At 68.1% G+C, this 25,127-nt stretch carries 23 protein-coding genes and 2 pseudogenes (2 of these 25 cut by a window edge); 13 read left to right on the top strand and 12 right to left on the bottom strand.

The features are described from left to right. A pseudogene (gene moaCB / locus ACLBYD_RS06745) lies at nt 1-866 on the bottom strand (bifunctional molybdenum cofactor biosynthesis protein MoaC/MoaB); it reaches 144 nt to the left of the window's first position. After that, entirely contained in the window at nt 863-2,080 is a 1,218-nt protein-coding gene (locus ACLBYD_RS06750; protein ID WP_447815841.1) for a molybdopterin molybdotransferase MoeA, read from the bottom strand. The pseudogene moaCB and the gene ACLBYD_RS06750 overlap by 4 nt, the downstream one beginning before the upstream one ends. 130 nt (nt 2,081-2,210) lie before the next feature. Between ACLBYD_RS06750 and moaA the strand changes: the two genes are divergently transcribed. Then, entirely contained in the window at nt 2,211-3,269 is a 1,059-nt protein-coding gene (gene moaA / locus ACLBYD_RS06755; protein ID WP_026061344.1) for a GTP 3',8-cyclase MoaA, read from the top strand. After that, on the top strand, nt 3,262-3,540 hold the full coding sequence (locus tag ACLBYD_RS06760; protein ID WP_024101433.1) for a MoaD/ThiS family protein: 279 nt from the start codon (nt 3,262-3,264) through the stop codon (nt 3,538-3,540). Before moaA ends, ACLBYD_RS06760 begins: the two co-directional genes overlap by 8 nt. Here ACLBYD_RS06760 and nadE read toward each other — a convergent pair. After that, nucleotides 3,537-4,373 carry an ammonia-dependent NAD(+) synthetase gene (gene nadE, locus ACLBYD_RS06765; RefSeq protein ID WP_447815842.1) on the bottom strand — a complete coding sequence of 279 codons (837 nt, stop codon included), beginning with the start codon at nt 4,371-4,373 and terminating at the stop codon, nt 3,537-3,539. The two genes, ACLBYD_RS06760 and nadE, sit on opposite strands and share 4 nt — an antisense overlap. A 77-nt stretch (nt 4,374-4,450) precedes the next feature. Between nadE and ACLBYD_RS06770 the strand changes: the two genes are divergently transcribed. Beyond that, entirely contained in the window at nt 4,451-5,251 is an 801-nt protein-coding gene (locus tag ACLBYD_RS06770; protein WP_447815843.1) for a fructosamine kinase family protein, read from the top strand. After that, complete coding sequence (locus ACLBYD_RS06775; RefSeq protein WP_447815844.1) at nt 5,248-5,796, top strand: nucleosidase; 549 nt, start codon at nt 5,248-5,250, stop codon at nt 5,794-5,796. The genes ACLBYD_RS06770 and ACLBYD_RS06775 overlap by 4 nt, the downstream gene beginning before the upstream one ends. Before the next feature lie 21 nt (nt 5,797-5,817). On the opposite strand, the gene ACLBYD_RS06780 is transcribed toward ACLBYD_RS06775, so the two are convergent. From ACLBYD_RS06780 to ACLBYD_RS06790, 3 genes are read right to left on the bottom strand one after another with little or no spacing between them, the layout of a single operon-like run. Further along, a complete protein-coding gene (locus ACLBYD_RS06780) occupies nt 5,818-6,237 on the bottom strand; it encodes an META domain-containing protein (RefSeq protein WP_447815845.1) in 420 nt (139 codons plus the stop codon). Between the two features lie 24 nt (nt 6,238-6,261). Further along, nucleotides 6,262-7,053, bottom strand: coding sequence for an META domain-containing protein (locus ACLBYD_RS06785; RefSeq protein ID WP_447815846.1), 792 nt, complete (start codon nt 7,051-7,053; stop codon nt 6,262-6,264). A 4-nt stretch (nt 7,054-7,057) separates the two neighbouring features. After that, nucleotides 7,058-7,702, bottom strand: a complete 645-nt coding sequence (locus ACLBYD_RS06790; protein ID WP_447815871.1) for a TetR/AcrR family transcriptional regulator — start codon at nt 7,700-7,702, stop codon at nt 7,058-7,060. Between the two features lie 128 nt (nt 7,703-7,830). Between ACLBYD_RS06790 and ACLBYD_RS06795 the strand changes: the two genes are divergently transcribed. From ACLBYD_RS06795 to ACLBYD_RS06810, 4 genes are all read left to right on the top strand, one after another. After that, nucleotides 7,831-8,388 (top strand): NAD(P)H-dependent oxidoreductase, encoded by a 558-nt coding sequence (locus ACLBYD_RS06795; protein ID WP_447815847.1) that lies wholly within the window; start codon nt 7,831-7,833, stop codon nt 8,386-8,388. 203 nt (nt 8,389-8,591) lie between these two features. Continuing rightward, on the top strand, nt 8,592-9,185 hold the full coding sequence (locus tag ACLBYD_RS06800; RefSeq protein ID WP_271036745.1) for a 2Fe-2S iron-sulfur cluster-binding protein: 594 nt from the start codon (nt 8,592-8,594) through the stop codon (nt 9,183-9,185). Next, nucleotides 9,182-10,183 (top strand): FAD binding domain-containing protein, encoded by a 1,002-nt coding sequence (locus ACLBYD_RS06805; protein ID WP_447815848.1) that lies wholly within the window; start codon nt 9,182-9,184, stop codon nt 10,181-10,183. The genes ACLBYD_RS06800 and ACLBYD_RS06805 overlap by 4 nt, the downstream gene beginning before the upstream one ends. After that, entirely contained in the window at nt 10,180-12,303 is a 2,124-nt protein-coding gene (locus ACLBYD_RS06810) for a xanthine dehydrogenase family protein molybdopterin-binding subunit (protein ID WP_447815849.1), read from the top strand. The genes ACLBYD_RS06805 and ACLBYD_RS06810 overlap by 4 nt, the downstream gene beginning before the upstream one ends. Here the strand turns inward: ACLBYD_RS06810 and ACLBYD_RS06815 are convergent. The 5 genes from ACLBYD_RS06815 to ACLBYD_RS06835 form a co-directional block, all read right to left on the bottom strand. Then, on the bottom strand, nt 12,283-12,750 hold the full coding sequence (locus ACLBYD_RS06815) for an ATP-binding protein (RefSeq protein ID WP_447815850.1): 468 nt from the start codon (nt 12,748-12,750) through the stop codon (nt 12,283-12,285). The two genes, ACLBYD_RS06810 and ACLBYD_RS06815, sit on opposite strands and share 21 nt — an antisense overlap. Further along, entirely contained in the window at nt 12,740-13,075 is a 336-nt protein-coding gene (locus ACLBYD_RS06820; RefSeq protein ID WP_447815851.1) for an STAS domain-containing protein, read from the bottom strand. Before ACLBYD_RS06820 ends, ACLBYD_RS06815 begins: the two co-directional genes overlap by 11 nt. Beyond that, on the bottom strand, nt 13,072-15,024 hold the full coding sequence (locus tag ACLBYD_RS06825) for a glycosyltransferase family 2 protein (protein ID WP_447815852.1): 1,953 nt from the start codon (nt 15,022-15,024) through the stop codon (nt 13,072-13,074). The genes ACLBYD_RS06820 and ACLBYD_RS06825 overlap by 4 nt, the downstream gene beginning before the upstream one ends. After that, a complete protein-coding gene (locus ACLBYD_RS06830) occupies nt 15,021-16,256 on the bottom strand; it encodes a PP2C family protein-serine/threonine phosphatase (protein WP_447815853.1) in 1,236 nt (411 codons plus the stop codon). The genes ACLBYD_RS06825 and ACLBYD_RS06830 overlap by 4 nt, the downstream gene beginning before the upstream one ends. Continuing rightward, the gene (locus ACLBYD_RS06835) at nt 16,253-17,212 is read right to left on the bottom strand and encodes a glycoside hydrolase family 26 protein (RefSeq protein WP_447815872.1); all 960 of its coding nucleotides are present in this window, start codon (nt 17,210-17,212) and stop codon (nt 16,253-16,255) included. Before ACLBYD_RS06835 ends, ACLBYD_RS06830 begins: the two co-directional genes overlap by 4 nt. A gap of 393 nt (nt 17,213-17,605) precedes the next feature. Between ACLBYD_RS06835 and ACLBYD_RS06840 the strand changes: the two genes are divergently transcribed. The 5 genes from ACLBYD_RS06840 (at nt 17,606) to ACLBYD_RS06860 (ending at nt 25,096) form a co-directional block, all read left to right on the top strand. Beyond that, a complete protein-coding gene (locus tag ACLBYD_RS06840; protein WP_006550390.1) occupies nt 17,606-17,836 on the top strand; it encodes a redoxin NrdH in 231 nt (76 codons plus the stop codon). Between the two features lie 109 nt (nt 17,837-17,945). Next, a complete protein-coding gene (gene nrdI, locus ACLBYD_RS06845) occupies nt 17,946-18,398 on the top strand; it encodes a class Ib ribonucleoside-diphosphate reductase assembly flavoprotein NrdI (protein ID WP_447815854.1) in 453 nt (150 codons plus the stop codon). An 83-nt stretch (nt 18,399-18,481) separates the two neighbouring features. Beyond that, the gene (gene nrdE, locus ACLBYD_RS06850) at nt 18,482-20,647 is read left to right on the top strand and encodes a class 1b ribonucleoside-diphosphate reductase subunit alpha (protein ID WP_447815855.1); all 2,166 of its coding nucleotides are present in this window, start codon (nt 18,482-18,484) and stop codon (nt 20,645-20,647) included. Nucleotides 20,648-20,699: 52 nt separating this feature from the next. Beyond that, entirely contained in the window at nt 20,700-21,701 is a 1,002-nt protein-coding gene (gene nrdF / locus ACLBYD_RS06855; RefSeq protein ID WP_026061338.1) for a class 1b ribonucleoside-diphosphate reductase subunit beta, read from the top strand. Nucleotides 21,702-21,859: 158 nt separating this feature from the next. Beyond that, nucleotides 21,860-25,096, top strand: coding sequence for an arabinosyltransferase domain-containing protein (locus ACLBYD_RS06860; RefSeq protein ID WP_447815856.1), 3,237 nt, complete (start codon nt 21,860-21,862; stop codon nt 25,094-25,096). On the opposite strand, the pseudogene ACLBYD_RS06865 reads toward ACLBYD_RS06860, so the two are convergent. Further along, nucleotides 25,090-25,127, bottom strand: a pseudogene (locus ACLBYD_RS06865) (NUDIX hydrolase) (it continues 417 nt past the right edge of the window). The gene ACLBYD_RS06860 and the pseudogene ACLBYD_RS06865 sit on opposite strands and share 7 nt — an antisense overlap.

A 25,127-nucleotide genomic window follows, 5' to 3' on the forward strand; every position in this document is an offset into this window, starting at 1 on the left:
GCGACGCCGCGCGAGAGCACGGCGTGCGGGGTGACCTCGAGTCCGCGCTGCCGGATCGACTCCGCGATGCCGGGCAGTTCACGATCGAGCAGGGCGAGAGTCGCTTCGGGGGTCGCGTCGGTCGGCGACGCCCCGGTTCCGCCGGTCGTCACGACCAGGGCAGGGCCCGGACGGACCGCGTCGGCGAGACCGGCGGCGATGTCGGCGTCCGCGTGGACGAGGGGGCCGCGGACCGTGAATCCCTTGTCCTCGAGCCACGACCGGATGAGCGGTCCGGTGCGGTCCTCGCGGGTGCCCGCGGCGACACCGGTCGACGCGACGACCACGGCGGCGGAGCGTCCGGTCTTCTCCACGGGCTGTTCGCCGGCCCCGGCGGTCTCGTCCCGGCCGGGTGCGTCGTCACGGGTCCAGTGGCCGCGCTTGCCGCCCTCCTTGGAGATCAGCCGCACGCCGTCGAGAACGGCGCCCGGATCCACGGCCTTGACCATGTCGTGCAGGGTCAGGCCGGCGACGGCGACCGCGGTGAGCGCCTCCATCTCGACTCCGGTCGGGCCCTTGGTCTTCGCGGTGGCCTCGATCGTGATCGAGGTGTCGGTGAAGTCGAACATCACCTTCACCGACGACAGCGCCAGCTGGTGGCACAGGGGGATGAGCTCCCAGGTGCGTTTCGCCGCCGCGATGCCGGCGATGCGGGCCGTGGCCAGGACGTCGGCCTTGGGCATGTCGTCGGCGCGGACGAGCGCGACCACCTCGGGAGTGGTGACGAGTTCGCCTGCCGCCACGGCGATCCGTGTGGTGTCGGTCTTCGAGGAGACGTCCACCATGCGGGCGCGTCCCTGGTCGTCCAGGTGGCTGAGGTCGGTCACAGGATCCGTACTTTCACGAGGTCTCCGGCTTCGAGGGAGGTGGTGTCGGCGGGGATGTCGAGGAGCACGTCGGCGGCGGCGAGTCCGGCGACGAGATGCGACCCGTGCCCGCGGAAGGGGGTCACCCCGTTCTCGTCGAGTCGCCCGCGCAGGAACTGCCGGCGTCCCGGGATCGACGTGAGATCCTCGGTGAGCGGCAAGCTCTCGCACACGACGGGCGGATAGCCGGCGGCGGCCCGCAGTGCGGGTCGCGCGAACACCTCGAACGAGACGAGCGCGCTGACAGGATTGCCGGGGAAGGTCAGGATCGGCACGCCGTCGACCACGGCGGTGCCCTGAGGGCCGCCCGGCTGCATCGCCACCGAGACGAACTGCCCGCCCCGCGGCGCGAGCGTGTCCTTCACGACCTCGAAGTCGCCCTTCGACACTCCGCCCGAGGTGAACACGACGTCGGCGACGCCCACGGCATGTTCGAGCATCGTCACGAACTCCTCCGGATCGTCGTGGCAGTGGTCGATGGTCACGACGTCGGCACCGTTGGCCGACGCGCTCGCGGCCAGCGCCGGCCCGTTCGAGTTGAAGATCTGGCCCGGCCCGAGTTCGCTCCCGGCCGTGACGAGTTCGCTGCCGGTCGAGATGATCGCGACCCGCGGCCGTGCGCGGACGGGGATCGAGGTGAGGCCGACGGCGGCGAGCGCGGCGATGTGTCGGGCGGCGAGGACCGTGCCCGCGGGAAGCAGCAGATCGCCCTTGCGGACGTCGGTTCCCGCCTCACGCACATAGGTTCCGGACGTGACGCTGCGCTCGACGGTCACGGTGCCGGTCACGGTGCCGGCGCCGTCCGAGTCGGGGGTGGTCGCACGGGTGTCCTCGACCGGGACGACGGCGTCGGCGCCGTCCGGGATGGGAGCGCCCGTCATGATCTTCAGCGCGTGCCCCGGTTCGAGTGCCGCGACGGTGTCGCCCGCGGCCAGCACGCCCTGGACGGGCAGGTCGGTGGGGGTCGACGCGAGATCGCCGGCGCGGACCGCGTAGCCGTCCATCTGGGAGTTGCGGAAGGGCGGCAGGTCCAGCGGCGACTCGATGTCCTCCGCGAGGGTGCGGTGCAGCGCGTGCGCGAGCGGCACACGCAGCGGGCTCTTCTTCCGCAACGGGTCGAGCAACGCCGCCACGTGCTGTTCGTGTTCCTCCACGGACCGCCTGCCGCTCGTCATGCCGCCATCCTAGGCACACGAGGGCCGTGCCCCGCCGCCGACGACGCGCCGCGTGTGCCCCGGTCTGTCCGGATGCGATGTCACGATCGGCGGTTGTGGGCATACTGGGCTGTATGAAAGCGATGGTCGTATGACAGCGGTGGACATGGGCATCCCGGTCGTGCGCGATCGCGCAGACGACGTGTCCGATCGGCCCGACGTGCCCGAGCTTCTCGATCGCTTCGGTCGCATCGCCCGCGACCTGCGCGTGTCCCTCACCGAGAAGTGCTCGTTGCGCTGCACCTACTGCATGCCGGCCGAGGGACTTCCCGAGATTCCGCGCGACCAGCTGCTCACGAGCGCCGAGATCGTGCGTCTGGTGGGCATCGCGACCGGTCGACTCGGTGTCCACGAGGTGCGCTTCACCGGTGGGGAACCGCTCATGCGCCGCGATCTCGAGGAGATCGTCGCCGGATGCGCGCAGCAGACCCCGGGGCTGCCGATCGCGCTGACCACCAATGCGGTCGGTCTCCGGCACCGTGCGCGGGCGCTGGCGGACGCCGGACTGACCCGCGTGAACATCTCCCTCGACACCATCGACCGCGAGCACTTCGCGCGGCTCACGCGCCGCGATCGACTCGATTCGGTGCTCGACGGTATCCGCGCCGCGGTGGCCGCCGGACTGGGTCGGGTCAAGGTCAACGCCGTCCTGATGCCGGAGACCCTCGAGGGCGCGGCCGATCTGCTCGCGTGGTGCCTGGACGAGGGCGTGGAACTGCGGTTCATCGAGCAGATGCCTCTCGACGCCGATCAGAACTGGGCGCGCTCGCAGATGGTGCCGGCCCAGCAATTGCTCGACGTGCTCGGGCAGCGGTTCACGCTCACGGAGACCGAACGCGAGGACCCGTCCGCGCCGGCCGAACGCTGGCTCGTCGACGGCGGACCGGCGACCGTCGGGATCATCGCGTCGGTGACGCGGTCGTTCTGCAGCGACTGCGACCGCACGCGGTTGACGGCCGAGGGAACGGTCCGGTCCTGCCTGTTCAGCGACCGGGAGACCGACCTGCGCGCCGCTCTGCGGGGCGGCGCCACCGACGACGAACTCGCCGCGCTGTGGCGCGGGGCGATGTGGAACAAGTGGGCCGGACACGGCATGGACGCGGCGGACTTCGCGCCGCCGCAGCGGAGCATGGGAGCTATCGGTGGCTGAGGTGACGACCGGGATCGAGGTGCGGTACTTCGCGGCCGCAGCGGATGCGGCCGGACGCGAGAAGGACACGATCGACCTGCCGGAAGGCGCCGATCTCGGCGCGCTGCGTGCCGTCCTCGTCGACCGCTACGGGGCCGGCATGGAGCGGGTCCTGTCGGTGGCGGCCTTCCTGCTCGAACCCGGCGATGGTGGCACGGGCGAACTCACCCGGGACCTCGGCCGGCCGGCCGGGTCCCGAGTGGACGTCCTGCCGCCCTTCGCGGGTGGTTAATCCTCACGCCACCAGGTGTCGAAGGGCGCCACGGGCATCACGCGCTTGTGCCGCGTGTCGAGGAACTTGGCCTCGAGGCGCTTGGCGAGGTCGTCGGTGACGTCCTTGCCCTCGAGATAGTCGTCGATCTCGCTGTAGGTCATGCCGAGCGCTTCCTCGTCGGGCAGCGCGGGACGGTCGTCCTCGAGATCGGCGGTGGGGATCTTGATCCAGGTGCTCTCGGGTGCTTCGAGTTCGCGTAGCAGCGCCGCACCCTGCCGCTTCGTCAGACCGGCCAGGGGAGTGATGTCGACGCCGCCGTCGCCGTACTTGGTGTAGAAACCGGTCACCGCTTCGGCGGCGTGGTCGGTGCCGACCACGAGGTAGCCGAGTTCTCCGGCGATCGCGTACTGGATCATCATGCGTTCGCGGGCCTTGATGTTGCCGCGCACGAAATCGCGCAGACGCGTCTCGGTGCCGTACAGCGCGCGAGCCGCTTCCGAAGCCGTCGCGTCGGCGCCGGGCTTCACATCCACACCGAGAGTGCGGTCGGCTCCGATGAACTCCAATGCGACGAGGGCGTCGTGCTCGTCGGCCTGCTTGCCGTAGGGCAGGCGGACCGCGACGAACTCCGCCGTGTGGCCCTCGGCGCGGAGCTTCTCCGCGGCGAGCTGGGCGAGCTTGCCGGCGAGGGTGCTGTCCTGCCCGCCGCTGATGCCGAGCACGAATCCCTTCGCGGGAGTGCTGCGCAGGTAGTCGGCGAGAAACTGCACCCGCGCGTCGATCTCGGCGCGTGGGTCGATGGAGGGTTTCACCCCGAGTTCTTCGATGATCCGATCGCGAAGGTTCGTCATCTTCACGACCCTAGCGTTCCCGTGTTACTGCTGCGATACAACGGAGAAGAGGGTGGGCGAAGAGGGCGGGGCGAAGTGTGCGGTCGGGCAGACTCTTCGGGGTGAGCACCGGAGACGTCTTCCGCAAACACGACCCGCACGCCCATCCTGATTTCTTCCGGGCCGAGGCGGCCGGTCTGGCCTGGCTCGCCGAGGCCGGTATGCCGGTGGCGGCGGTGCGGTCGGTGAGCGAGCACCACATCGAACTCGAGCGGATCGCCGAGGCATCCCCGTCCGCCGAGGCCGCACGGGAGTTCGGTGCCGCACTCGCCCGGATGCACGACGTGGGCGCCGCCGGTTTCGGTGCGGCACCCGACGATTACGACGGGCAGCTGTTCATCGGCCGCCGCCCCATGAGCCGCACCGTGCACGACACCTGGGGATCGTTCTACGTCGCAGAGCGGGTGCTGCCCTTCCTGCGCATCGCGGTCGAGGCGGGCAGCGTCACCGACCGTCAGTGCCACGACATCGAGGCCGCCTGCGATCTCGTCGCTGCGGGAGCCTTCGACGACGAAGATCCGCCCGCGCGTCTGCACGGAGACCTGTGGAACGGCAACGTGCTGTGGTCACCGCGCGGCGTCGTCCTCATCGACCCGGCCGCGCACGGCGGCCACCGCGAAACGGATCTGGCGATGCTCGCGCTCTTCGGTTGCCCGCACCTGGGCCGGGTCGTCGAGGGCTACGAGTCGGCGCATCCGCTACGCGTCGGGTGGGAGCATCGGGTGCCCGTGCACCAGCTGCATCCACTGGCGGTGCACGCCGCGGGATACGGTGCCGGGTACGGGCGGGAGCTGCACCGGGCGGCACTCGCGACCCTCGACCTCGGAGGCAGTACGTGAACGGGATCCTCGTCGTATCCGCAACCCGCGCCGAGGCGGCGCACGTCCCGGAACGCTACGAGACGGTGATCACCGGGATCGGGAAGGTCGACGCAGCGGTGGCCGTCACCGCGGCGCTCGCGGCGTATCCGGCCGACGCGCGACCGCTCGTCGTGAACATCGGCACCGCCGGCGCATTGCACACCCACCACTCGGGACTGTTCCTGCCGTCCGCCGCGATCAACCACGACATCAGCAGTGAGATCCTGAAGAGCCTCGGTCACCCCGTGCAGGACGTCGTGCAGATCGACGACGGCGACGGCAGCGTGCTCGCCACCGGTGATTCGTTCGTCTCGGACGCCCAGATCCGCGACGCGCTGTCCGCGCGCGCCGATCTCGTCGACATGGAAGGTTTCGCGGTCGCCTACGCCGCCCGCCGCATGGGCGCGCGGTGCCGGCTCGTCAAGCACGTGAGCGACCGGGCCGACGATTCGGCGCTCGACTGGCCGAAGCAGGTCGACCGCAGCGCACAGGAACTCGCCCGCTGGCTCGTCGAGCGCTACTGAACGATTCGCTGACGAACGATCTCAGCGCCCGTCCGTACGTTCGGTGAGGGTGACGGTCACCGCGCCGGTGGTCAGGGTGAGCACCTCCCCGTCGAGAGCCCACCGGGGTGTGCCCGCGAACAGCGTCCGCACCCAGTCGTCGGCGCCGTCGCGCGGGGGAGGACACGCCATTCTCGTGGACGCGAGCGTCCCGGCGCGGATCCTGCCCCCGGACAGGTCGGCGGTGCCGGTGAACCGGTTGCACCCGGCGGACGCCGCGACCCGCTCCCGAGCGGGGAACGACAACTGGAGCGGACCGCCGCCGGGGATCGGCCGCCCCTCGACCTCGGTCGAGACGTAACGGCGACCGATCGGGTCGGACGGCGACGACCCGAACATTCCGCACCCGGACAGCAGCGCACCGAGTGCGAGGACGACGACCACGCGGACTGCTCCCGGCATGGGTCTCACGGTACCGAGGAGGGATCAGCGGGCCGTGAACTCCAGTCCGTCGGTGCCGTTCGCCGCGGTGAGGGTCATCGACGAGCCTTGGACGGTGTAGGTGGTCTCACCTGCGAGCACGTTCAGGACGTGCGTCTCGATGTCGGCGAGCTCGGGATCGGCGCACGCCGCGCGGGTCATGGTGAGCGGTTCGAACAGGATGACATCGTCGCCGACCTCGGCGCTGCCACCGAACTCGTTGCACCCCGTGTTCCCGGTGAGGGTGCCGTCATCGGCCAGGGTGAGTGTCGGCGCGGCGTTCTCCAGGGCGACCGACCTGACGACGGCGTCGGCGGTGCGCAGCGAGGTCACCACCCACTCGGTGCCGGCGATCGGCAGATCGGGGTCGACCACCTTCTCGTCCTGGAGCGAGACCGTGATGTCGTCGCCGGTGAGCGTGAAGGTGTTCCCGTCGAGCGACCAGCGCGGCTCGGCGTCGAACAGCGTGGTGAGCCAGGCATCGGCTCCCTCGCGTTCCGGCAGGCAGGCCATCATCGTGCTCGCCAGGTCCGGCGCCTTCACTCTGCCTTCGGAGAGGTCGACGCCGCCGACGAAGCGGTTGCAGCCGGCAGTCGCCGAGATGCGTCCGTCCTCCGGGAACTCGACGACCATCGGTCCGTCGCCCGGAATCTGCGTGCCGGTCACGCTCGTCGAGACGAAGGTGCGGCCGGTGAGGTCCTCGGCGGAGTTGGTGTCGGCCGGATCCGAATCGGTGCTGCACGCGGCGGCCACCGCTGCCAGGGAGGCGACCGCGAGCATCCGGAATGTGCGAATCATGCCGTTACGGTACGGCGCTCGACCCGGTTTCATGGGTACCTCGGCCGGTCACGACACGGTGTGCGAGTTCGGCCCAGTTGTCGGCGAGTCGGCGGAGCGGATGCCCGAGCTCGCGCCACTGGTGGAGCACGAGGGTGGCCTCGAGCGACGCGACCAGTGAGGTCGCCAGTAATCGGGTGTCGCCGGTGACGCCGGCGGCACGCAACAACGCGTCGATGTGGGCGAGCGAGACCAGGTGGGCGGGAGCGGTGTAGCGGGAGTCGGTGGCGGATTCGGCCGCGCGGAGCAGTTCGCCCTGCACCTCGACGAGTTCGATGCGCGCACGACCGAAGGCGATGAGCCGGGCCAGGGGTTCGGCGTCCGGGCCGAGCGGCGGCGGGCCGAACAGGAAACCCTGCTGGAACTCGCGCTCGCTGTGGTCGAGCAGTGCCCGGACGAGCCCGGCGCGGGAGCCGAACCTGCGGAAGACGGTGCCCTTGCCGACCCCGGCCCGCGCCGCGACGGCGTCCATCGTCACGGCGTCGACGCCGCGCTCGGCGACGAGCAGGGCGGCGGCGTCGAGCAGACGGGAACGATTGCGCGCTGCGTCGCCCCGTTCGGAGAGTCGCTCGTCCGCCAGCGGAAGGGCCCGGCTGTTCGCCGCAGGCAGCGCCCGACCGTCCGCGTGCGGGAGGGGGCGAGTGTTCACAAGGTCACACTCTAGCGGGGCGGGGAATAAAGCGGACCACGGTCCGTTTAATATTGCGTAGTCAACCACTTCGACCCGAGGATGTTCCCATGACCCGAGTTCTCGCCCTCGTCGGCAGCCTGCGTGACGGCTCCGTCTCCCGCCAGCTCGCCGAGACCGCCGCGGCGGTTGCTGCCGAGAACGTCGAGGTGACCCTCTACGAGGGCCTCGCCGACGTTCCCTTCTACAACGAGGATCTCGACGGCGAGGCTGTCCCCGCTGCGGCCGTGGCCCTGCGTGACGCCGCTGCCGAGGTCGATGCCGTGCTGGTCGTCACGCCCGAGTACAACGGCACCGTCTCCGCGGTGCTCAAGAACGCCGTCGACTGGCTGTCGCGCCCCTACGGCGCCGGCGCACTGAGCGGCAAGCCCGTCGCCATCGTCAGCCAGTCGCCCAGCCAGAACGCCGCGAAGTGGGCGCTCGAGGACGCGGTCAAGGTCGTCGGCATCGCCGGCGGCAAGGTCGTCGAGGGCGGCTCGCTGTCGGTCGGCGAGACCTTCGGCAAGTTCGGCGGCGAGCACGCCAAGGAGCACGCCGAGACCGCGCAGCAGGTCGCAGCGGTCGTCGCCGCACTGGCCGACGCCACCAAGGTGCTCGCCAACGCCTGATCGAGACGTCCGTCGTCCCTGCCGGTACCGCCGGCACCGAGAGCGGCCGGCGGACCGACCGACACCCCGGTGCCGGAGNCCGGCACCGCGCGTATCCGCAGGGTCCGCCCGAGCCGCGGCGCTCCGCTCGTCGCATCTCGACGGTTCGATGACGCCTGCAGCGGGAATGCCCCGAACACAGCCCACTGTTCGGAGGTTTGCCCATGACAAGCGGGGACACGAGGACCGATACCGGCCACCGACCCGATCTCGACATAGTTCTCCACGTCGACGGGGTGGAGCGTCGCGTCCCGATCGACGTCCGCACCACCGTGCTCGACGCACTGCGCGACCGCCTCGGGATCACGTCCCCGAAGAAGGGATGCGATCTCGGTCAGTGCGGAGCGTGCACCGTGCTGATCGACGGCCGGCGCACCCTCTCGTGCCTGGCCCTCGCCGCCTCGCACGACGGCGCCGAGATCGTCACCGCCGCCGGACTCGGCGACGGGGAGATGCATCCGCTCCAGGCACAGTTCATCGAGGACGACGCCTTCCAGTGCGGCTACTGCACCCCCGGCCAGATCTGTTCGGCCGTCGGCATGCTCGACGAGTTCGCCGACGGGGCACCGAGTCACGTCACGGCCGATCTCGACCGGGCACCCGAACTCGACGACGACGAGATCCGGGAACGCATGAGCGGCAATCTGTGCCGCTGCGCCGCCTATCCCAACATCGTCTCGGCGATCCGCACCGTCGCCGCCGGTGACAGCCGAATCGGTGCCGGCGACAGCCGACTCGATACGGAGGAGACGCGATGAGCTCCCTCCGTTACGAGCGACCGGCAGATCCCGCCGCCGCCGTCGCCGTCGTGCACGAGACACCGGGTGCGGTCTTCCTCGCGGGCGGCACGAATCTGGTCGACCACCTCAAACTCGGCGTCGCGACCCCCGATCTCCTCGTCGACGTCTCGCACCTTCCGCTCGACACCGTCGAGGAGACCGCCGACGGAGGAATCCGGGTGGGCGCCAACGTCCGCAACAGCGACCTCGCGGCGCATCCCTTCGTGCGGCGCAACTACCCGGTGCTGTCGCGTGCACTGCTCGCCGGTGCCTCACCCCAGCTCCGGAACACCGCGACCACCGGCGGCAACCTGCTCCAGCGCACCCGGTGCTCGTACTTCCGGGACGTGAGCACCCCCTGCAACAAGCGCGAACCCGGCAGCGGCTGCTCCGCCATCGGCGGATACACCCGCTACCACGCGATCCTCGGCGCCTCGGAGCACTGCGTGGCCACCCACCCCTCCGATATGGCGGTCGCCCTGCTCGCGCTCGACGCCGAAGTCCTCGTCCTCGGCCCGGACGGCGAGCGCGCCATCGCGGTGGAGGACTTCTACCGCCTTCCCGGTGACACACCCGAGCGCGACACCGTGCTCGAACGCGACGACCTCATCGTCGGCGTGCAGATCCCCGCGGCGCAGAGTTCGCTGTCCACCTATCGCAAGGTGCGCGACCGGGCGTCCTACGCCTTCGCGCTGGTCTCCGTAGCGGCCGAGACAACCGTTGCGGACGGGACGATCACCGGGTGCCGCATCGCATTCGGTGGGGTCGCCCACCGGCCCTGGCGGGCACACCGCGCGGAGGAAGCACTTCTCGGGCAACAACCCTCCGACGAGGTCTTCGCCGCCGCGGCCGAGGCCGAGCTCGCCGACGCGAGCCCCCTCGACGGCAACGCCTACAAGATCCCGCTGCTGCGGCGAACCGTGGTGGCGACCCTGCGCGAACTCGACGAACGACGGGAACGAGGTGGATCCGCATGAGCCCCGAGCCGATCCGAGCAGGTGGACGCTCCACCGCGCGAATCGACGGACCGGCGAAGGTCGCCGGGACGGCGCCGTACGCCTACGAGCACCCGGTCGACGACCCCGCCTACCTCGTACCGCTCACCTCCACCATCGCCCGTGGACGCGTCGACCGGATCGACACGGCCGCCGCCGAAGCGGTGCCGGGGGTGCTGAAGGTCCTCACTCCCTGGAACGCCCCACGTCTCACCGAGGAGGCCGAGGGCGAGTACTCCGTCCTGCAGACACCCGACGTGCTGTACCGGGGCCAGATCATCGGCGCGGTCGTCGCGGAGAGCTTCGAGATCGCCCGGGAGGCATGCTCGCTCCTGAAGGTCGAATACAGCGAGGAACCGCACGACGCGCTCTTCCGCGCCGATCATCCCGACGCGTACACACCCGAGACCGTCAACGGCGGCTACGAACCCGACACCGAGCGAGGGGACGTCGACGCGGCGTTCGCCCGCGCCGAGACGGTTATCGATCAGTGGTACTCCACCCCCGAGGAACACAACAACCCACTCGAGCCGCACACCGTGGTCGCGATCTGGCGGAACGACGTCGTGCCGTCGAACGGTGAGACCGACGCACACACCCTGACGCTGTACACCTCGACGCAACATCCGCACGGTGTCGTCGAGACCCTCGCGCCGGTCTTCGGTCTCGACGCGGCCCGGATGCGGGTGGTCTGTCCGTACATCGGTGGGGGATTCGGTTCCAAGGGCGGTCCTCACGCGCACGACGTCCTCGGCGGACTCGCGGCGCGGGCCCTGCCCGGGAAAGCGATCAAGTTCGCGGTCTCCCGGCCCGACATGTTCGGTTACGTCGGTTACCGCGCTCCGACCGCCTCGCACATCCGGCTCGCGGCCGACAGTGACGGCAAGCTCACCGGTCTCGTGCACGAGGCGTTCGCCCAGTCGTCCCGGGTCACCGAATTCGTCGAACAGGCGGGGGTGCCGCTGCGCAATCTCTACGACGTCGCCAACGCCCGCACGTCGCATCGCGCGATCACCCTCGACGTGCCGGCGCCGTTCTGGATGCGCGCTCCCGGCGAGGCGCCGGGCATGTTCGCCGGCGAGGTCGCGATGGACGAGCTTGCCGCCGAACTCGGGATCGACCCGATCGAACTGCGCATCCGCAACGAACCCGAGTCGGATCCGGAGACGGGAAAGCCGTGGTCGTCGCGCCGACTCGTCGAATGCCTCCGCGAAGGAGCACAGCGATTCGGATGGGATCCGTCCGACCGCGAACCCGGCACCCGGCGGCAGGGCAACACCCTGATCGGTACCGGCATGGCGGTCGCGACCTATCCCCACATGGTCAATCCCGGCTCGGAAGCCCAGATCCGGCACCTCGGGGAGGGGCGCTACTCCGTCAGCATCGGAGCCACCGACCTCGGTACGGGCGCGTGGACGACCCTGACCCTCATCGCAGCCGACGCACTCGGATGCCGACCGGAGGACGTGGACCTCGAGATCGGCGACAGTGCACTGCCCAACGGCACGGTGGCCGGCGGATCGTCGGGCACCTCGTCCTGGGGTACCGCGATCGTCACGGCCGCAGAGCAATTCGGCAAGCACTTCGGCGACGACCCGCCGGTGGGTGCCGAACTGTCCGCGTCGGCAGCCGAGAACCGCGAACTCGAGCACTACACTGCGCAATCGTTCGGTGCGCACTTCGCCGAGGTGCACGTCGACGCCGACACCGGCGAGATCCGGGTGCCCCGGATGTTCGGTCTGTTCTCCGTGGGACGGGTGATCAATCCGCGAACGGCGCGTTCGCAGTTCATCGGCGGGATGTCGTTCGGGATCTCGATGGCGCTGTTCGAGGAGAGCATCCGCGACGCGCGTTTCGGGCACGTCGTCAACCACGACCTGTCCGAATACCACGTGCCGACACACGCCGACATCCGTGACATCGAAGCCGACTGGCTCGACGACGAGGACCTGCACGCGACACCCATGGGGTCGCGGGGGATCGGTGAGATCGGGATCGTGGGCAGCGCCGCGGCGGTCGTCAACGCCCTGTGGCACGCGACCGGAGTGCGGGTCCGGAACCTGCCGGCCCGCCTCGACGACCTACTGCCCGGACTGCCCTGACGCGTCGGACCGGTAACAGACCAGCAGCCAGCGATTGGTGCCGGCCTGCCGCCGGTACCGCAGTTCGTCGAGCGCGGCGAGGGCGATGGCGAGTCCTCGACCGCGCTCGGCGAGAGCATCCGGGAGTTCGACCGAACGCAGATCCACACGGGCCGGGGCCCCGTCGTCCACGAATACTGCTTCGAGACGATCCGGGTGGAGTTCCAGGGTCAGGGTCACCGAGACAGCTCGTTCCCGGCCGGCGTGCTCGATGATGTTCGCGGCGATCTCCGCGACCGCGATCTCGAACTGCACGCGGTCGGACTCGTCGAGTTCCTCGGCGGCGAACATCTCCGCGACCAGATCCATGATCCGGTCGAGGGTGCCCTCGCTCGTCGGGGCGGACAGCTCCCACCGCATCGAGGGGCCCTGGGCCGGTTGCGCTTCGGGTGGCCGGTCAGTCGCCATCGAACGCCGTGTCCGCGGAATCGTGTGTCGTCAGCACCCGGTCGAGCCGGGTGAGCGCGAGGACGCTCTGTACCTGGGCGGTCGGTGCGGCGATCCGCAGGTCGCCGCCCGCCTGACGGGCGGCCTTCAACCCGGAGACGAGTGCGCCGAGACCGGAGGAGTCGATGAAGTCGGTCCGGCTGAGATCCACCACGAGCCGGCTGGATCCGTTCTCGACGAGACCACGTAGCTGCTCGCGAAGGCGCGGTGCCGCAACCATGTTCAGGCGGCCCGTGGGCTGCACGACGGTGCTCGTTCCCACCTGGCGGGTTTCGTAGTGGCTCATCGATCTCCTTCGCTTTCGGGTCCACGGTAGCGGGCCGCTTGGATCACCACCGAGAGAATGAACAGGTCGAAGACGACCCAGACGAGGTTCGCGGTGACTCCCAGCACCGAGATATCACCGAGGAACAACCGCACGGTGCCGATGATCGCTGCGACCACCAGCAGCGCCATGACGAGCAGCTGCTGCCGGAACAGATACCACGGGACACCCTCGCCCCCTTGGCGTGTCTTCGGAGTGACCGCGAAGTCCAGCGGCTTGTCGAAATACACGTTGAGGAAGGCGGTCCAGCACGCCCTGATCCACACCGGGAACAAGGCGAGGCTGTACTGCTGACCACGCCAGGTCGGCGTCCCGCGGCCCACGATGAAGAACAACAACTGACTCAGGATGAGGAACGGGACGAGTCGCGAGAAGAAATCGAGGCTGTACGCCTCGACCGGCAGGACTCCGAAGACGAGATAGATCACCGGCGCCGCGAAATAGGCGAGGGCTGCGAAGCCGGAGAGATAACTCCACATCGTCGACCAGTACATCAGGCGCTGCGCGAGGGTCATGCCCTTCTGGACGAGCGGGTTCTCCCGGAGCATCACCTGGATCGTGCCCTGCGCCCAGCGAAGTCGCTGGGTGACCATCGTCTTCGGATCCTCCGGGGCCAGCCCGTAGGCCAGGATCTCGTGGTGGTAGACGGACTTCCAGCCGGCGCCGTGCAGGCGCATCGAGGTGGCCATGTCCTCGGTCACGGAGATGGTCGCCAACGCGAGCATCGGTTCGGCCTCCTCCGCGCGGTCGACGTCGNCGCGGATCATCGCGCGGATCGATTCGAGCGCACCGAGCGGCGACCATTCGCGATCGGCCAGGCGTTCGAGCACGGTGTCGTCGATGGTGAGCGCGTCGGTACCGTGTGCGTCGAGCGCGGCGATCTCCTCGAGATCGGCGCGGATACCACCGAAGTCGGCGTCGACGATGCTGCGTGCAGCGGCGTCGACCGTCTGCTGGAAGCGGAAGGTGACGTCGGCGAGTGCCACACCGGTCCGGAGTTCCCTGCGTGCCGTGCGCACGGCACGGCGCACCGAGTCGAGTGCCGCGGCCACATCGGGCTGATCGGCGGGCACCTTCCGGCGCGCGCGATCGACCACCTTTCCGGCGGTACGCAGGGTGTGTTCCACACCGTCCTCGACGGCCTGGACGTAGCCGGCGATGCCGAGCTGCATGAGTGCTTCACGTCGCAAGATCGCGTTGGACCCGCAGAAGAAGGCCGCGTTCCAGCCGTCCTTGCCCTGCTGGATCGGGCCGTAGAACAACGGGGCCTGACTGCCGAGCGGATCGGAGTCGGGGACATTGGTGAAGTACTGCGGGGTCTGCACCAGCGCCATGCTGTCGTCGGTGAAGTATCCGAGTGTGCGGTCGAGGATCTCGGGTTCGGGCACCTGGTCGGCGTCGAGGATCAACAGGAACTCGCCGTCGGAGTGCAGCAGGGCGTTGATGAGATTGCCGGCCTTGGCATGACGGGGCTTGTTCGTCCAGCTCGCCGAGCGTGTCATGTAGTCGACGCCGAGTTCGGCTGCGGCCGCGGCGAGTTCCGGCCGGGCTCCGTCGTCGAGGATCCACGTCCGGTGCGGATAGCGGATCCGCTCGGCCGCCGCAGCGGTGCGCAACACCAGGTCGATCGGTTCGTTGTAGGTGGTGATGAAGACGTCGACCGTCATCCCTTCGGGTGCCGTCGGCGGCTCGGGGCGTCTCCGCAACCGCCACATCGTCAACGCGAAGAGCAAGGAGTCGATCAGGCTGTATGTCTCGGCCAGCACCAGTGGCACCGCGATCCACCAGGCGTCCCAGTTCACCGAGAACAACCAGCGCCAGACGATGTAGTTCAGGCCGACGACGACCGTGAGGACGATGAGGACACGCAGGAACGGGGACGGGTAGCCCTCTTTCGTGACGGCGTTCACAACACCTCGTTCCGTCGTATCGCGACGACCGTGACGTCGTCGAGCGGTGGTTCGCTCTCCGTCAAGGCTTGCGCAGCGTCCACCAGTGCCTCCAGGGTGGTATGAGCCGCAACGAATCGGCACAGTGCCGCAGGGTCGCTCTGCTCGTCGAGCAGGTCGAGGAGACCGTCCGAGCAGACCACGAGAGTGTCGCCCGGATTCAGCTGCGCGGTTGCCGATATCCACGTGGTCTCGGGGAATATCCCGAGCGGAGGGCCGCCGCCGTCGAGCGGTTCGACCTCGCCGTCGGCACGCCGGATCGCGGCCAGACCGTGGCCGGCATCGGCGAACTCGATGTGCCCCGTCGAGAAGTCGATCGCGGCGACGAAGGCGGTGACGAACGTCCCGGTGTGCTCGAAGTCCTCCGCGAGGTGTTCCGCGGCGACCGACAGCGCCAATCCGGTCTCGAGGACACCTTCCGGCCGCCCGAACCGGTCGAAGACTCTTCCGACCCCGCGCAGCGAGGAACGTACGGCCGACGACAGTATCGCAGCACCGAGTCCTTTGCCCATGACGTCGGCGACGGTGATCACGACCCCGTCGCGGAGTCGGTAGTGGTCGAAGAAGTCGCCGCCCACCATGTAGGCGGGCAGGCACACCGTGGCGATCCCGTAACCGGGAAGATCCGGGAGCGGCCGGGGCAGGAGTTGCCGCTGGATCTCGGCGGCCCGGTCGAGTTCGTCGGAACGATCGAGTTCGCGCTGAGCCCACTCGGCCAGCTCCGCGAATGTGTCGAGCTGATCCGGATCGAGGTTCCTCTCCTCGGTGTCGTAGATGCAGAAGGTGCCCACGGGGTGACCGGTGGGGCCGAACAGGGGATAACCGGCGTAGAACCGGATCCCACCCTCACCACCGATACCGGGGATGTCCATGAAGGCAGGATCGGACGCGGCATCCGGGATGACGAGTGCGGGATCCTTCGGCTGCTCGTAGGCCCGAGCGATCGTGGTGCGGCACACCGTTCTTTCGCGCGGCACATCGGAGAGTTCGAGTCCGAGGATCGACTTGAACCACTGCCGGTCGTGGTCCATCAGCGACAGCGAGGCCATCGGAACACCGAATACTCGGCACGCCATGCGGGTGATCTTGTCGAAGCGCTCCTCGTGAGGGGTGTCGAGCAGCTCGAGCCGCTCGACGTCGCGCATGCGCTCGTCCTCGAGATGGTCGGGGAGCAGCGACGCCTCGGATGTCATCGTGCGGTGTGTCTCCTGTGCAGAGCGTCGTCCAGGGCCGCCGCGCACTCGGCCGTGCTGGTCAGGCGCCAGTCGGTTTCCTTGTTGTGATGGAACCACACGAACGTCGTCACCGCGGGGTGACTGTCCAAGTAACCCACCAGATCCCGGATCCAATCCGGCTTCGACCCACCGGCCTCCGCGCTCGCGACCTCGGTGACTGCGACGGGACGACCCGGGGCGAGCCGACCGAGCTCGTCGAAGGTCGGTCCGAACAGATCCTCGGGGGACTGCCAGCGACTCCACGGCCGGGTGGTGCCCCAGTTGTAACCGTCGACCCCGACGACGTCGACGTGGTCCTCACCGGGATACAGGGGTGCGATGGGACTGCTGCCCTCGTGCGGGACGTTGACCGTCCAGATCCAGCGCACGTTGTCGGCCCCCTTGGAAGCGAACAGATCGTGCACGTGTCGCCACGCCGCGACGTAGGTGTCCGGTGGGGTGCCGCCGGCGGGACCCCAGGGATACCAGTCCCCGTTCGGCTCGTGTGCGAAGCGCAGGTACACCGTCCCACCCCAGGCGGTGAGTTCGTCCGCCCACCGGTAGAGATGGTCGTCGTGGATCCCGGCGGCGATGTCGGCCATCGTGATCGACGTCCGGTCGTACGTCCCGTCGTCGCGCTGCAGCCACGGCTCCCACGTGACGATCGGGTCGGCTCCCGAGGCGCGCACGATGTCGAGGGCCCCGAGGGGTGGCGGGGAGAGGAAGTCGACGAACCACAGCACCGCGCCGGGTGCGGTGCCGACCGCCTCGGTGACCGCGCGGTACTCGTCGACGGCCACCGGGCCGCCGGGGGTGCTGATGCCGAAGCGGGGACACGCGGTGCTCGTCTCGTCGAGCGGGGCGGGGATCGGTTCGCACTCACGGCGCGAGTCGCAGGCGGCGCACAGGGACAGTGCCAGCAGTGCGGCAAGCATCGCGCGAACCGGGTACACGAGGAGTCATTCTTCCCGCCCGGAGCTCCCCGCGCAGGCCCTCCGGAGAGTGTTCTCGCGGTGACCTCGCGAAGTTGTCGGTGGTGCCCGCCACACTGTGCTCGAGGTCTCTCTCGGACGCGCTGCGGCGACACGCCGAGACACGCCCGAAACGCCGTGGAGGGAGGGTCGCGACCTGGGAATATCACCTTTGTAAGTCACAACATCCTGGGTTCTGTGTATCCGACGGACACAAGGTGTAGTGTCTAGACCGCTGGAGGGCCACAAGTGCCGACGATCTCTCGGGGAAGCGGGATCGGACGGATGAGTGGGCTTCCGGGTAACGCACAGCAGTCAGTCGTCAGGCCGCCCACGGCCGTCGGAAAAGGGGCATTCATGAACATCACCGTCTACACCAAGCCTGCCTGCGTCCAGTGCACCGCCACCTACCGCGCCCTCGACAAGGCCGGCATCGAGTACGACGTCGTCGACATCAGTGAGAACCCCGAGGCCCGCGACTACGTCATGGCGCTGGGATACCTCCAGGCGCCCGTCGTCGTCGCCGGCGACGACCACTGGTCGGGCTTCCGCCCCGACCGCATCAAGGCGCTCACCGTCGCTGCCTGAGCCCGGGCCGCGTTCGCGGCGGCCCGATCGTCGTCGTCTCCGAGCGGACGTGTTCTTCCGTGTCCGCCCGGGCCGGTCTTCGCAATCGAATGAAGAGTGGTGACTACCGATGGCTTCGCTGGGGTCGATCCCGGGAACATCGCTGGTGTACTTCTCGAGTACATCCGAGAACACCCACCGATTCGTGCAGAAACTCGGGATTCCGGCCAGCCGTATCCCGTTGCACGATCGTGAGGGGAATTTCGAGGTCCATGATCCGTACGTGCTGATCGTGCCGACCTACGGTGGCGGGACGACCGCCACGGGCCGTGATACCCGCTACGTTCCCAAACAGGTCATCCGATTCCTCAACAACGAGCACAATCGCAGCCTGATACGCGGTGTCATCGCGGCGGGTAACACCAACTTCGGCGACTCGTACTGTTTCGCGGGAGACATCGTCTCGCGCAAGTGCAAGGTGCCGTATCTGTACCGGTTCGAGTTGATGGGCACGACCGACGACGTCGAGCGTGTCCGCGACGGTCTCGCCCGATTCTGGGAGTCCGTTCTCCAGAACGCCTGAGCCACATCCGTATCCGTATTCGACGCGCGTCGCGGACGTGACTGCGCGGCCGTTTCCTAACTCCGACAAGTGGGGACAGCACTGTGACCATTACCGATCCCGCTCCCGCCGCGAGCGCACACCTCGACGATTCGATCAAGGATCTCGACTACCACGCGCTCAACGCGATGTTGAATCTGTACGGCCCCAACGGCGAGATCCAGTTCGACAAGGATGTGGCCGCCGCCCGCCAGTACTTCCTGCAGCATGTCAACCAGAACACGGTCTTCTTCCACAACCTCGACGAGAAGCTCGACTACCTCGTCGAGGAGAACTACTACGAGCCCGAGGTGCTCGAGAAGTACTCGCGTGCGTTCGTCAAATCACTGTTCGACCATGCGTATTCGAAGAAGTTCCGGTTCCCGACCTTCCTCGGTGCGTTCAAGTACTACACCTCGTACACGCTCAAGACGTTCGACGGCAAGCGTTACCTCGAGCGCTTCGAGGACCGTGTGTGCATGGTCGCGCTGACGCTCGCCGACGGCGACGAGATCCTCGCCCGGCACCTCGTCGACGAGATCATCTCCGGTCGTTTCCAGCCGGCCACCCCGACCTTCCTCAACTCGGGCAAGAAGCAGCGCGGCGAGCCCGTCTCGTGCTTCCTGCTCCGCATCGAGGACAACATGGAGTCGATCGGCCGCTCCATCAACTCCGCACTGCAGCTGTCCAAGCGCGGTGGCGGTGTCGCCTTGCTGCTCAGCAACATTCGTGAGCACGGCGCCCCGATCAAGAAGATCGAGAACCAGTCCTCCGGCGTCATCCCGATCATGAAGCTGCTCGAGGACTCCTTCTCCTACGCCAACCAGCTCGGTGCCCGTCAGGGTGCCGGTGCGGTCTACCTGCACGCGCATCACCCCGACATCTACCGTTTCCTCGACACCAAGCGCGAGAACGCCGACGAGAAGATTCGCATCAAGACCCTCTCGCTGGGCGTCGTCATCCCCGACATCACGTTCGAGCTGGCGAAGAAGAACGAGGACATGTACCTGTTCTCGCCGTACGACGTCGAGCGCGTCTACGGCAAGCCCTTCGCCGACATCGACGTCACCGAGAAGTACTACGAGATGGTCGACGACAAGCGCATCCGCAAGTCGAAGATCAAGGCGCGCGAGTTCTTCCAGACCGTCGCCGAGCTGCAGTTCGAGTCGGGCTACCCCTACGTCATGTTCGAGGACACGGTGAACCGGGCCAACCCGATCGCCGGCAAGATCACGCACTCGAACCTGTGCTCGGAGATCCTGCAGGTCTCGACTCCCTCGGAGTTCAACGACGACCTGTCCTACAGCCATGTGGGCAAGGACATCTCGTGCAACCTCGGCTCGCTGAACATCGCGAAGACGATGGACTCGCCCGACTTCGCGCAGACCATCGAGGTCGCCATCCGTGGCCTGACGGCCGTCTCCGACCAGACGACGATCTCGTCGGTGCCGTCGATCGAGCGGGGCAACAACGAATCCCACGCCATCGGCCTCGGCCAGATGAACCTGCACGGCTTCCTCGCCCGCGAGCACATCTTCTACGGGTCCGAAGAAGGCGTCGACTTCACGAACATCTACTTCTACACGGTGCTGTTCCACGCCCTGCGTGCGTCGAACAAGATCGCGATCGAGCGCGGCTCGTACTTCAAGGGCTTCCCGGAGTCGAAGTACGCCTCGGGTGAGTTCTTCGACAAGTACACCGATCAGGTGTGGGAGCCGGCGACCGAGCGGGTCCGTCAGCTGTTCGCCGAGTCGGACATCGCGATCCCCACGCAGCAGGACTGGCGCGAGCTGAAGGAGTCCGTGCAGAAGCACGGCATCTACAACCAGAACCTGCAGGCGGTTCCGCCCACCGGGTCGATCTCGTACATCAACCACTCGACGAGCTCGATCCACCCGGTCGCGTCGAAGATCGAGATCCGCAAGGAGGGCAAGATCGGGCGTGTCTACTACCCGGCGCCCTACATGACCAACGAGAATCTCGAGTACTTCCAGGATGCCTACGAGATCGGCTACGAGAAGATCATCGACACCTACGCTGCTGCGACGCAGCACGTCGACCAGGGGCTGTCGCTGACGTTGTTCTTCAAGGACACCGTCACCACCCGCGACGTGAACAAGGCCCAGATCTACGCGTGGCGCAAGGGAATCAAGACCCTGTACTACATCCGCCTGCGGCAGATGGCGCTCGAGGGCACCGAGGTGGAGAACTGCGTCTCCTGCATGCTGTGATCCGCTCTCCGCGAAAGTCCTTGCACCAGCACACAATTCAGGTAGGTAACCGATGACTGCAGCAGCACACTCGCCGGCCGACGGCGTGCGCGTCAAACTCATCGATCGCGTCTCCGCGATCAACTGGAACCGCGTCCCCGACGACAAGGACGCCGAGGTCTGGGATCGTCTCACCGGCAACTTCTGGCTCCCGGAGAAGGTGCCCGTCTCCAACGACATCCAGTCGTGGGGCACGCTCACCGAATACGAGCAGGAACTGACGATGCGGGTCTTCACGGGCCTGACGCTGCTCGACACCATCCAGGGCACGGTCGGCGCGGTTTCGCTCATCCCCGATGCGGTCACCCCGCACGAGGAAGCGGTGCTGACGAACATCGCGTTCATGGAGTCGGTGCACGCGAAGAGCTACTCGCAGATCTTCTCGACGCTGTGCTCGAGCCGCCAGATCGACGACGCCTTCCGCTGGTCGGAGGAGAACGAGCACCTGCAGCGCAAGGCGCAGATCATCCTCGACTACTACAAGGGCGACGACCCGCTCAAGCGCAAGGCCGCCTCGACGCTGCTCGAGTCGTTCCTGTTCTACTCGGGCTTCTATCTGCCGATGTACTGGTCGTCGCGGGCCAAGCTCACCAACACCGCCGACATGATCCGCCTGATCATCCGCGACGAGGCCGTCCACGGCTACTACATCGGCTACAAGTACCAGCGCGGACTCGAGACGATCACGCAGGCCGAGCGCGACGAACTCAAGGACTGGGTCTTCGAACTGCTCTTCGAGCTGTACGACAACGAGACCCACTACACGGCCGACCTCTACGACCAGGTCGGGCTCACCGAGGACGTCAAGAAGTTCCTGCGCTACAACGCGAACAAGGCGCTGATGAACCTCGGTTACGAGGCGCTGTTCCCGAAGGACGAGACGGACGTCAACCCGGCCATCCTGTCGGCGCTGTCGCCGAACGCCGACGAGAACCACGACTTCTTCTCGGGCTCCGGCAGCTCCTATGTGATCGGCAAGGCCGTCGTCACGGAAGACGAGGACTGGGACTTCTGAGGTAGACGTTCTCCGTCGCCGGCCCGAACGCATCGATCCCGTACACCGGCGCAGCAGCGCCCGTGTGCGGGATCGCGTGCTTTTCGCGGCCCGGCCCGTCACCGATAGCATCGCTCCTCGTGACCGAGACAAGAGAAGCGTCGGGCTCGCCTCGGCCGGTGACAACCGAACGCGCGCCGTCGGGCGGGCGAGCACTCGAGCAGCGGACCTGTCTGTGGGCGGTGCTCGCCGCCGTCGTGGGGATCGTCGCATCCATCGCGATGCCGTTCCTGCCCGTGACACAGACCACTGCGACCATCGACTGGCCGCAGAACGAGAGCAACGCCGGCATCTCGGCGCCGCTGGTGTCCTACGCACCGGTCGACCTCGACGCCACGATCGAGTGCCGGTCCGTGCGCGACGCGCTGCCGGACGGCGGCACCGTCTTCTCCACACTTCCCGCAGGAGCTCCCGACCGTGAACGCTACGGGCTGATCGCCCGTGTCCAGGCGGCCGGTGACGACGGGCCGGCGATGTTCGAGGTGATCTCCCGCAACACGCTGCTGGCCTCCGCGCCGGTGGACGACCTGGCCGGGGATTGCTCGGTCACCCTGTCCTCGAACTCGAAACGCACCGTCGCCACGATCACCGGCTCGGCCGCGGCGTCGGGGGAGCGGACCTTCGACCGCGACCTGCGGCCCCAGCTGGTCGGCATCTTCACCGACCTGCCCGGACCTGCACTCGATGGTGTCTCGGTCGCCGCGACCGTCGACACCCGCTTCACGACGTCTCCGACGGTGCTGAAGATCGTCGCGATGATCGTCGCGGTGGTGGCCACGGCACTCGCGTTGTGGACATTGGCCCGGCTCGATCGTGCCGACGGTCGTCGTCACCGCCGCCTGTTGCCGGCGTCGTGGTGGTCGTTCACCCGCATCGACGCGCTGGTCGTCGGAACGCTGCTCCTCTGGCACGTCATCGGGGCGAACACCGCCGACGACGGTTACCAGCTCGGAATGGCCCGCGCGGCGGGCGAGGCCGGGTACATGGCGAACTACTTCCGGTGGTTCGGTGTGCCCGAGGCACCCTTCGGCACCCCCTTCTACGACGTCCTGGCCCTGATGACCCAGGTCTCGACGGCGAGCATCTGGATGCGGCTACCGGCGCTGACCGCCGGAATCCTGTGCTGGTGGGTGCTCAGCCGCGAAGTCGCTCCGCGTCTCGGCGTCGCGCTGCGCCGCAACCGGCTTCCGATGTGGACCGGGGCGCTGGTGTTCCTGGCGTTCTGGCTGCCGCTCAACAACGGACTGCGCCCGGAACCGATCGTCGCGACGGGCGTTGTGCTCACCTGGTGCTCGGTCGAACGCGCGATCGCCACCCGGCGTCTGCTGCCCGCGGCGGCCGCGATCCTCGTCGCCGCGCTCACCGTCACCGCGGGACCGTCGGGCATCATCTGTTTCGCTGCGCTGATCGCCGGTGCCCGTCCGGTCGCCCGCATCCTCTATCGGCGTGCGCAGACCCTGGGATGGCTGCCGGTCCTTGCGCCGATGCTCGCGGCCGGGTTGGTGATCCTGGTGCCGGTCTTCGCCGACCAGACCCTCGCGGCGGTGCTGGAGATGCAGCACGTGCACGGCGTCGGCCCGAACGTGCCGTGGTTCCAGGAGTATCTGCGCTACCAGTACCTGCTGCAGATCACCGTGGACGGCTCGCTGGCCCGCAGGTTCGCCGTCTTCACCCTGGTGCTGTGCCTGGCGGTGGCGATAATGGCGATGCTGCGCCGCGGTGGGCACATCCCCGGCACCGCGCAGGGACCGTCGCGCCGCATCGTCGGCATCACCCTCGGCGCGCTGGTGCTGATGATGTTCGCGCCCACCAAGTGGACCCACCACTTCGGTATCTATGCCGGTCTGGCCGCCGCGGTGGCGATGCTCGCCGCCGTGGCCACCGGCCCCGCGGTGCTGCGGTCGCGACGCAACCGCGCCCTGTTCGCCGCGGCGGTGTCGTTCGTGGTGACCATGTCGTTCATCGGCCCCAACGGCTGGTGGTACGTCTCGAGTTACGGGGTCCCGTGGTGGGACAAGCCGCCGTCGGTCGCCGGATTCGGCTTCTCCACCGTCTTCTTCGCCGTGACCGTCGTCGCCTTGCTGCTCGCCGCGTGGTGGCACATCCACCCCGTCGCGTCCACCCGCACCGACACCCCGTCCCGGTTGTGGACGGTGCCGCCGTTGACCGTCGCCGCCGCAGCGATGGTGCTGTTCGAGGTGCTGTCACTGGCCAAGGGCGCGATCTCGCAGTACCCGGGTTATTCGGTGGCACGGTCGAACGTGGACACGCTCACCGGCAACTCGTGTGCACTCGCGAACGACGTGCTGCTCGAAACGGACCCGAACGCCTCGGTGCTCACCCCCATCGGCGCCGACGCGGCCTCCGCTCTCGATGCCGGGGGAGGGGACGGGTTCACGCCGGGTGGTGTCGCGCTCGATCTGACCCCGGACGACGACTCGGCCTCGGCCGGCACCGCCAACACCGTCGATACGAACGACGACCAGAGCTCGACCGGTGGTACCGGTGGCACCGGCGGTGGTACCGGCAGAGCCGGAATCAACGGCAGTACCGTCGCATTGCCGTTCGGGCTCGATCCGGCGACCACACCGGTGCTGGGCAGCCACGGATCGTCCCTCGGCGACGTCACGAGCGCCTGGTTCCGGCTGCCCGAGCCCGACGCGACCGGATCGCGCGGGGATCTCGTCACCATCGCCGCGGCCGGCCGGATCTTCTCCGTCGACGCCGACGGCACCGAAACCTACGGTCAGCGACTCGAACTCGAATACGGGACCACCGCGGCCGACGGAAGCGTGACCGCGCTGGGACGGGCGTTGCCGATCGACATCGGTCCGTCGCCCTCGTGGAGGAATCTGCGTGTCCCGATGGACACACTGCCGGGCGAGGTCGACGCGGTGCGGATCGTCGCCTCCGACAACGATCTCGCGCCCGAACAGTGGCTGGCGTTCACCCCGCCGCGCGTGCCGCAGACGCAGACCCTGCAGCAGGTCGTCGGGAGCGACACACCGGTCCTGCTGGACTGGGCTGTCGGTCTCAACTTCCCGTGCCAGCGGCAGATGGTGCACCGCAACGGCATTGCCGAGATCCCCGAGTACCGGATCCTGCCGGACCGGATCGGTGCCATCTCCACGGATCTGTGGCAGGACCACAACGGTGGCGGTCCTCTCGGCTGGACCGACCAGTTGTTGCGGGCCCGCACGATCCCGTCGTATCTCGATCACGACTGGGACCGCGACTGGGGAGCGATCGAGCAGTACACACCGATCGATCCGTCGACGGAGACCGCGGAGCTCGACACCGCCACGGTCACGCGCAGCGGTCTGTGGAGCCCGGCTCCGATCAACACCGCCTACTGACGGAACCACGCCTCCGCACGACCGGCGAGGG

The sequence above is a fragment of the Rhodococcus sp. C26F genome, assembly GCF_053345925.1.

Bases quoted from the DNA above. Each gene is read 5' to 3' on its own strand.
- ACLBYD_RS06795 (WP_447815847.1), top strand. From the start codon at position 7,831: ATGACCCGAGTTCTCGCCCTCGTCGGCAGCCTGCGTGACGGCTCCGTC.
- nadE (WP_447815842.1), bottom strand. From the start codon at position 4,373: ATGACGAACCTTCGCGATCGGATCATCGAAGAACTCGGGGTGAAACCC.
- ACLBYD_RS06815 (WP_447815850.1), bottom strand. From the start codon at position 12,750: ATGGCGACTGACCGGCCACCCGAAGCGCAACCGGCCCAGGGCCCCTCG.
- nrdF (WP_026061338.1), top strand. From the start codon at position 20,700: ATGACTGCAGCAGCACACTCGCCGGCCGACGGCGTGCGCGTCAAACTC.
- ACLBYD_RS06840 (WP_006550390.1), top strand. From the start codon at position 17,606: ATGAACATCACCGTCTACACCAAGCCTGCCTGCGTCCAGTGCACCGCC.
- ACLBYD_RS06785 (WP_447815846.1), bottom strand. From the start codon at position 7,053: ATGATTCGCACATTCCGGATGCTCGCGGTCGCCTCCCTGGCAGCGGTG.
- ACLBYD_RS06805 (WP_447815848.1), top strand. From the start codon at position 9,182: ATGAGCTCCCTCCGTTACGAGCGACCGGCAGATCCCGCCGCCGCCGTC.
- ACLBYD_RS06810 (WP_447815849.1), top strand. From the start codon at position 10,180: ATGAGCCCCGAGCCGATCCGAGCAGGTGGACGCTCCACCGCGCGAATC.
- ACLBYD_RS06750 (WP_447815841.1), bottom strand. From the start codon at position 2,080: ATGACGAGCGGCAGGCGGTCCGTGGAGGAACACGAACAGCACGTGGCG.
- moaA (WP_026061344.1), top strand. From the start codon at position 2,211: ATGACAGCGGTGGACATGGGCATCCCGGTCGTGCGCGATCGCGCAGAC.
- ACLBYD_RS06780 (WP_447815845.1), bottom strand. From the start codon at position 6,237: ATGCCGGGAGCAGTCCGCGTGGTCGTCGTCCTCGCACTCGGTGCGCTG.
- nrdI (WP_447815854.1), top strand. From the start codon at position 17,946: ATGGCTTCGCTGGGGTCGATCCCGGGAACATCGCTGGTGTACTTCTCG.
- ACLBYD_RS06820 (WP_447815851.1), bottom strand. From the start codon at position 13,075: ATGAGCCACTACGAAACCCGCCAGGTGGGAACGAGCACCGTCGTGCAG.
- ACLBYD_RS06830 (WP_447815853.1), bottom strand. From the start codon at position 16,256: ATGACATCCGAGGCGTCGCTGCTCCCCGACCATCTCGAGGACGAGCGC.
- ACLBYD_RS06835 (WP_447815872.1), bottom strand. From the start codon at position 17,212: ATGCTTGCCGCACTGCTGGCACTGTCCCTGTGCGCCGCCTGCGACTCG.
- ACLBYD_RS06800 (WP_271036745.1), top strand. From the start codon at position 8,592: ATGACAAGCGGGGACACGAGGACCGATACCGGCCACCGACCCGATCTC.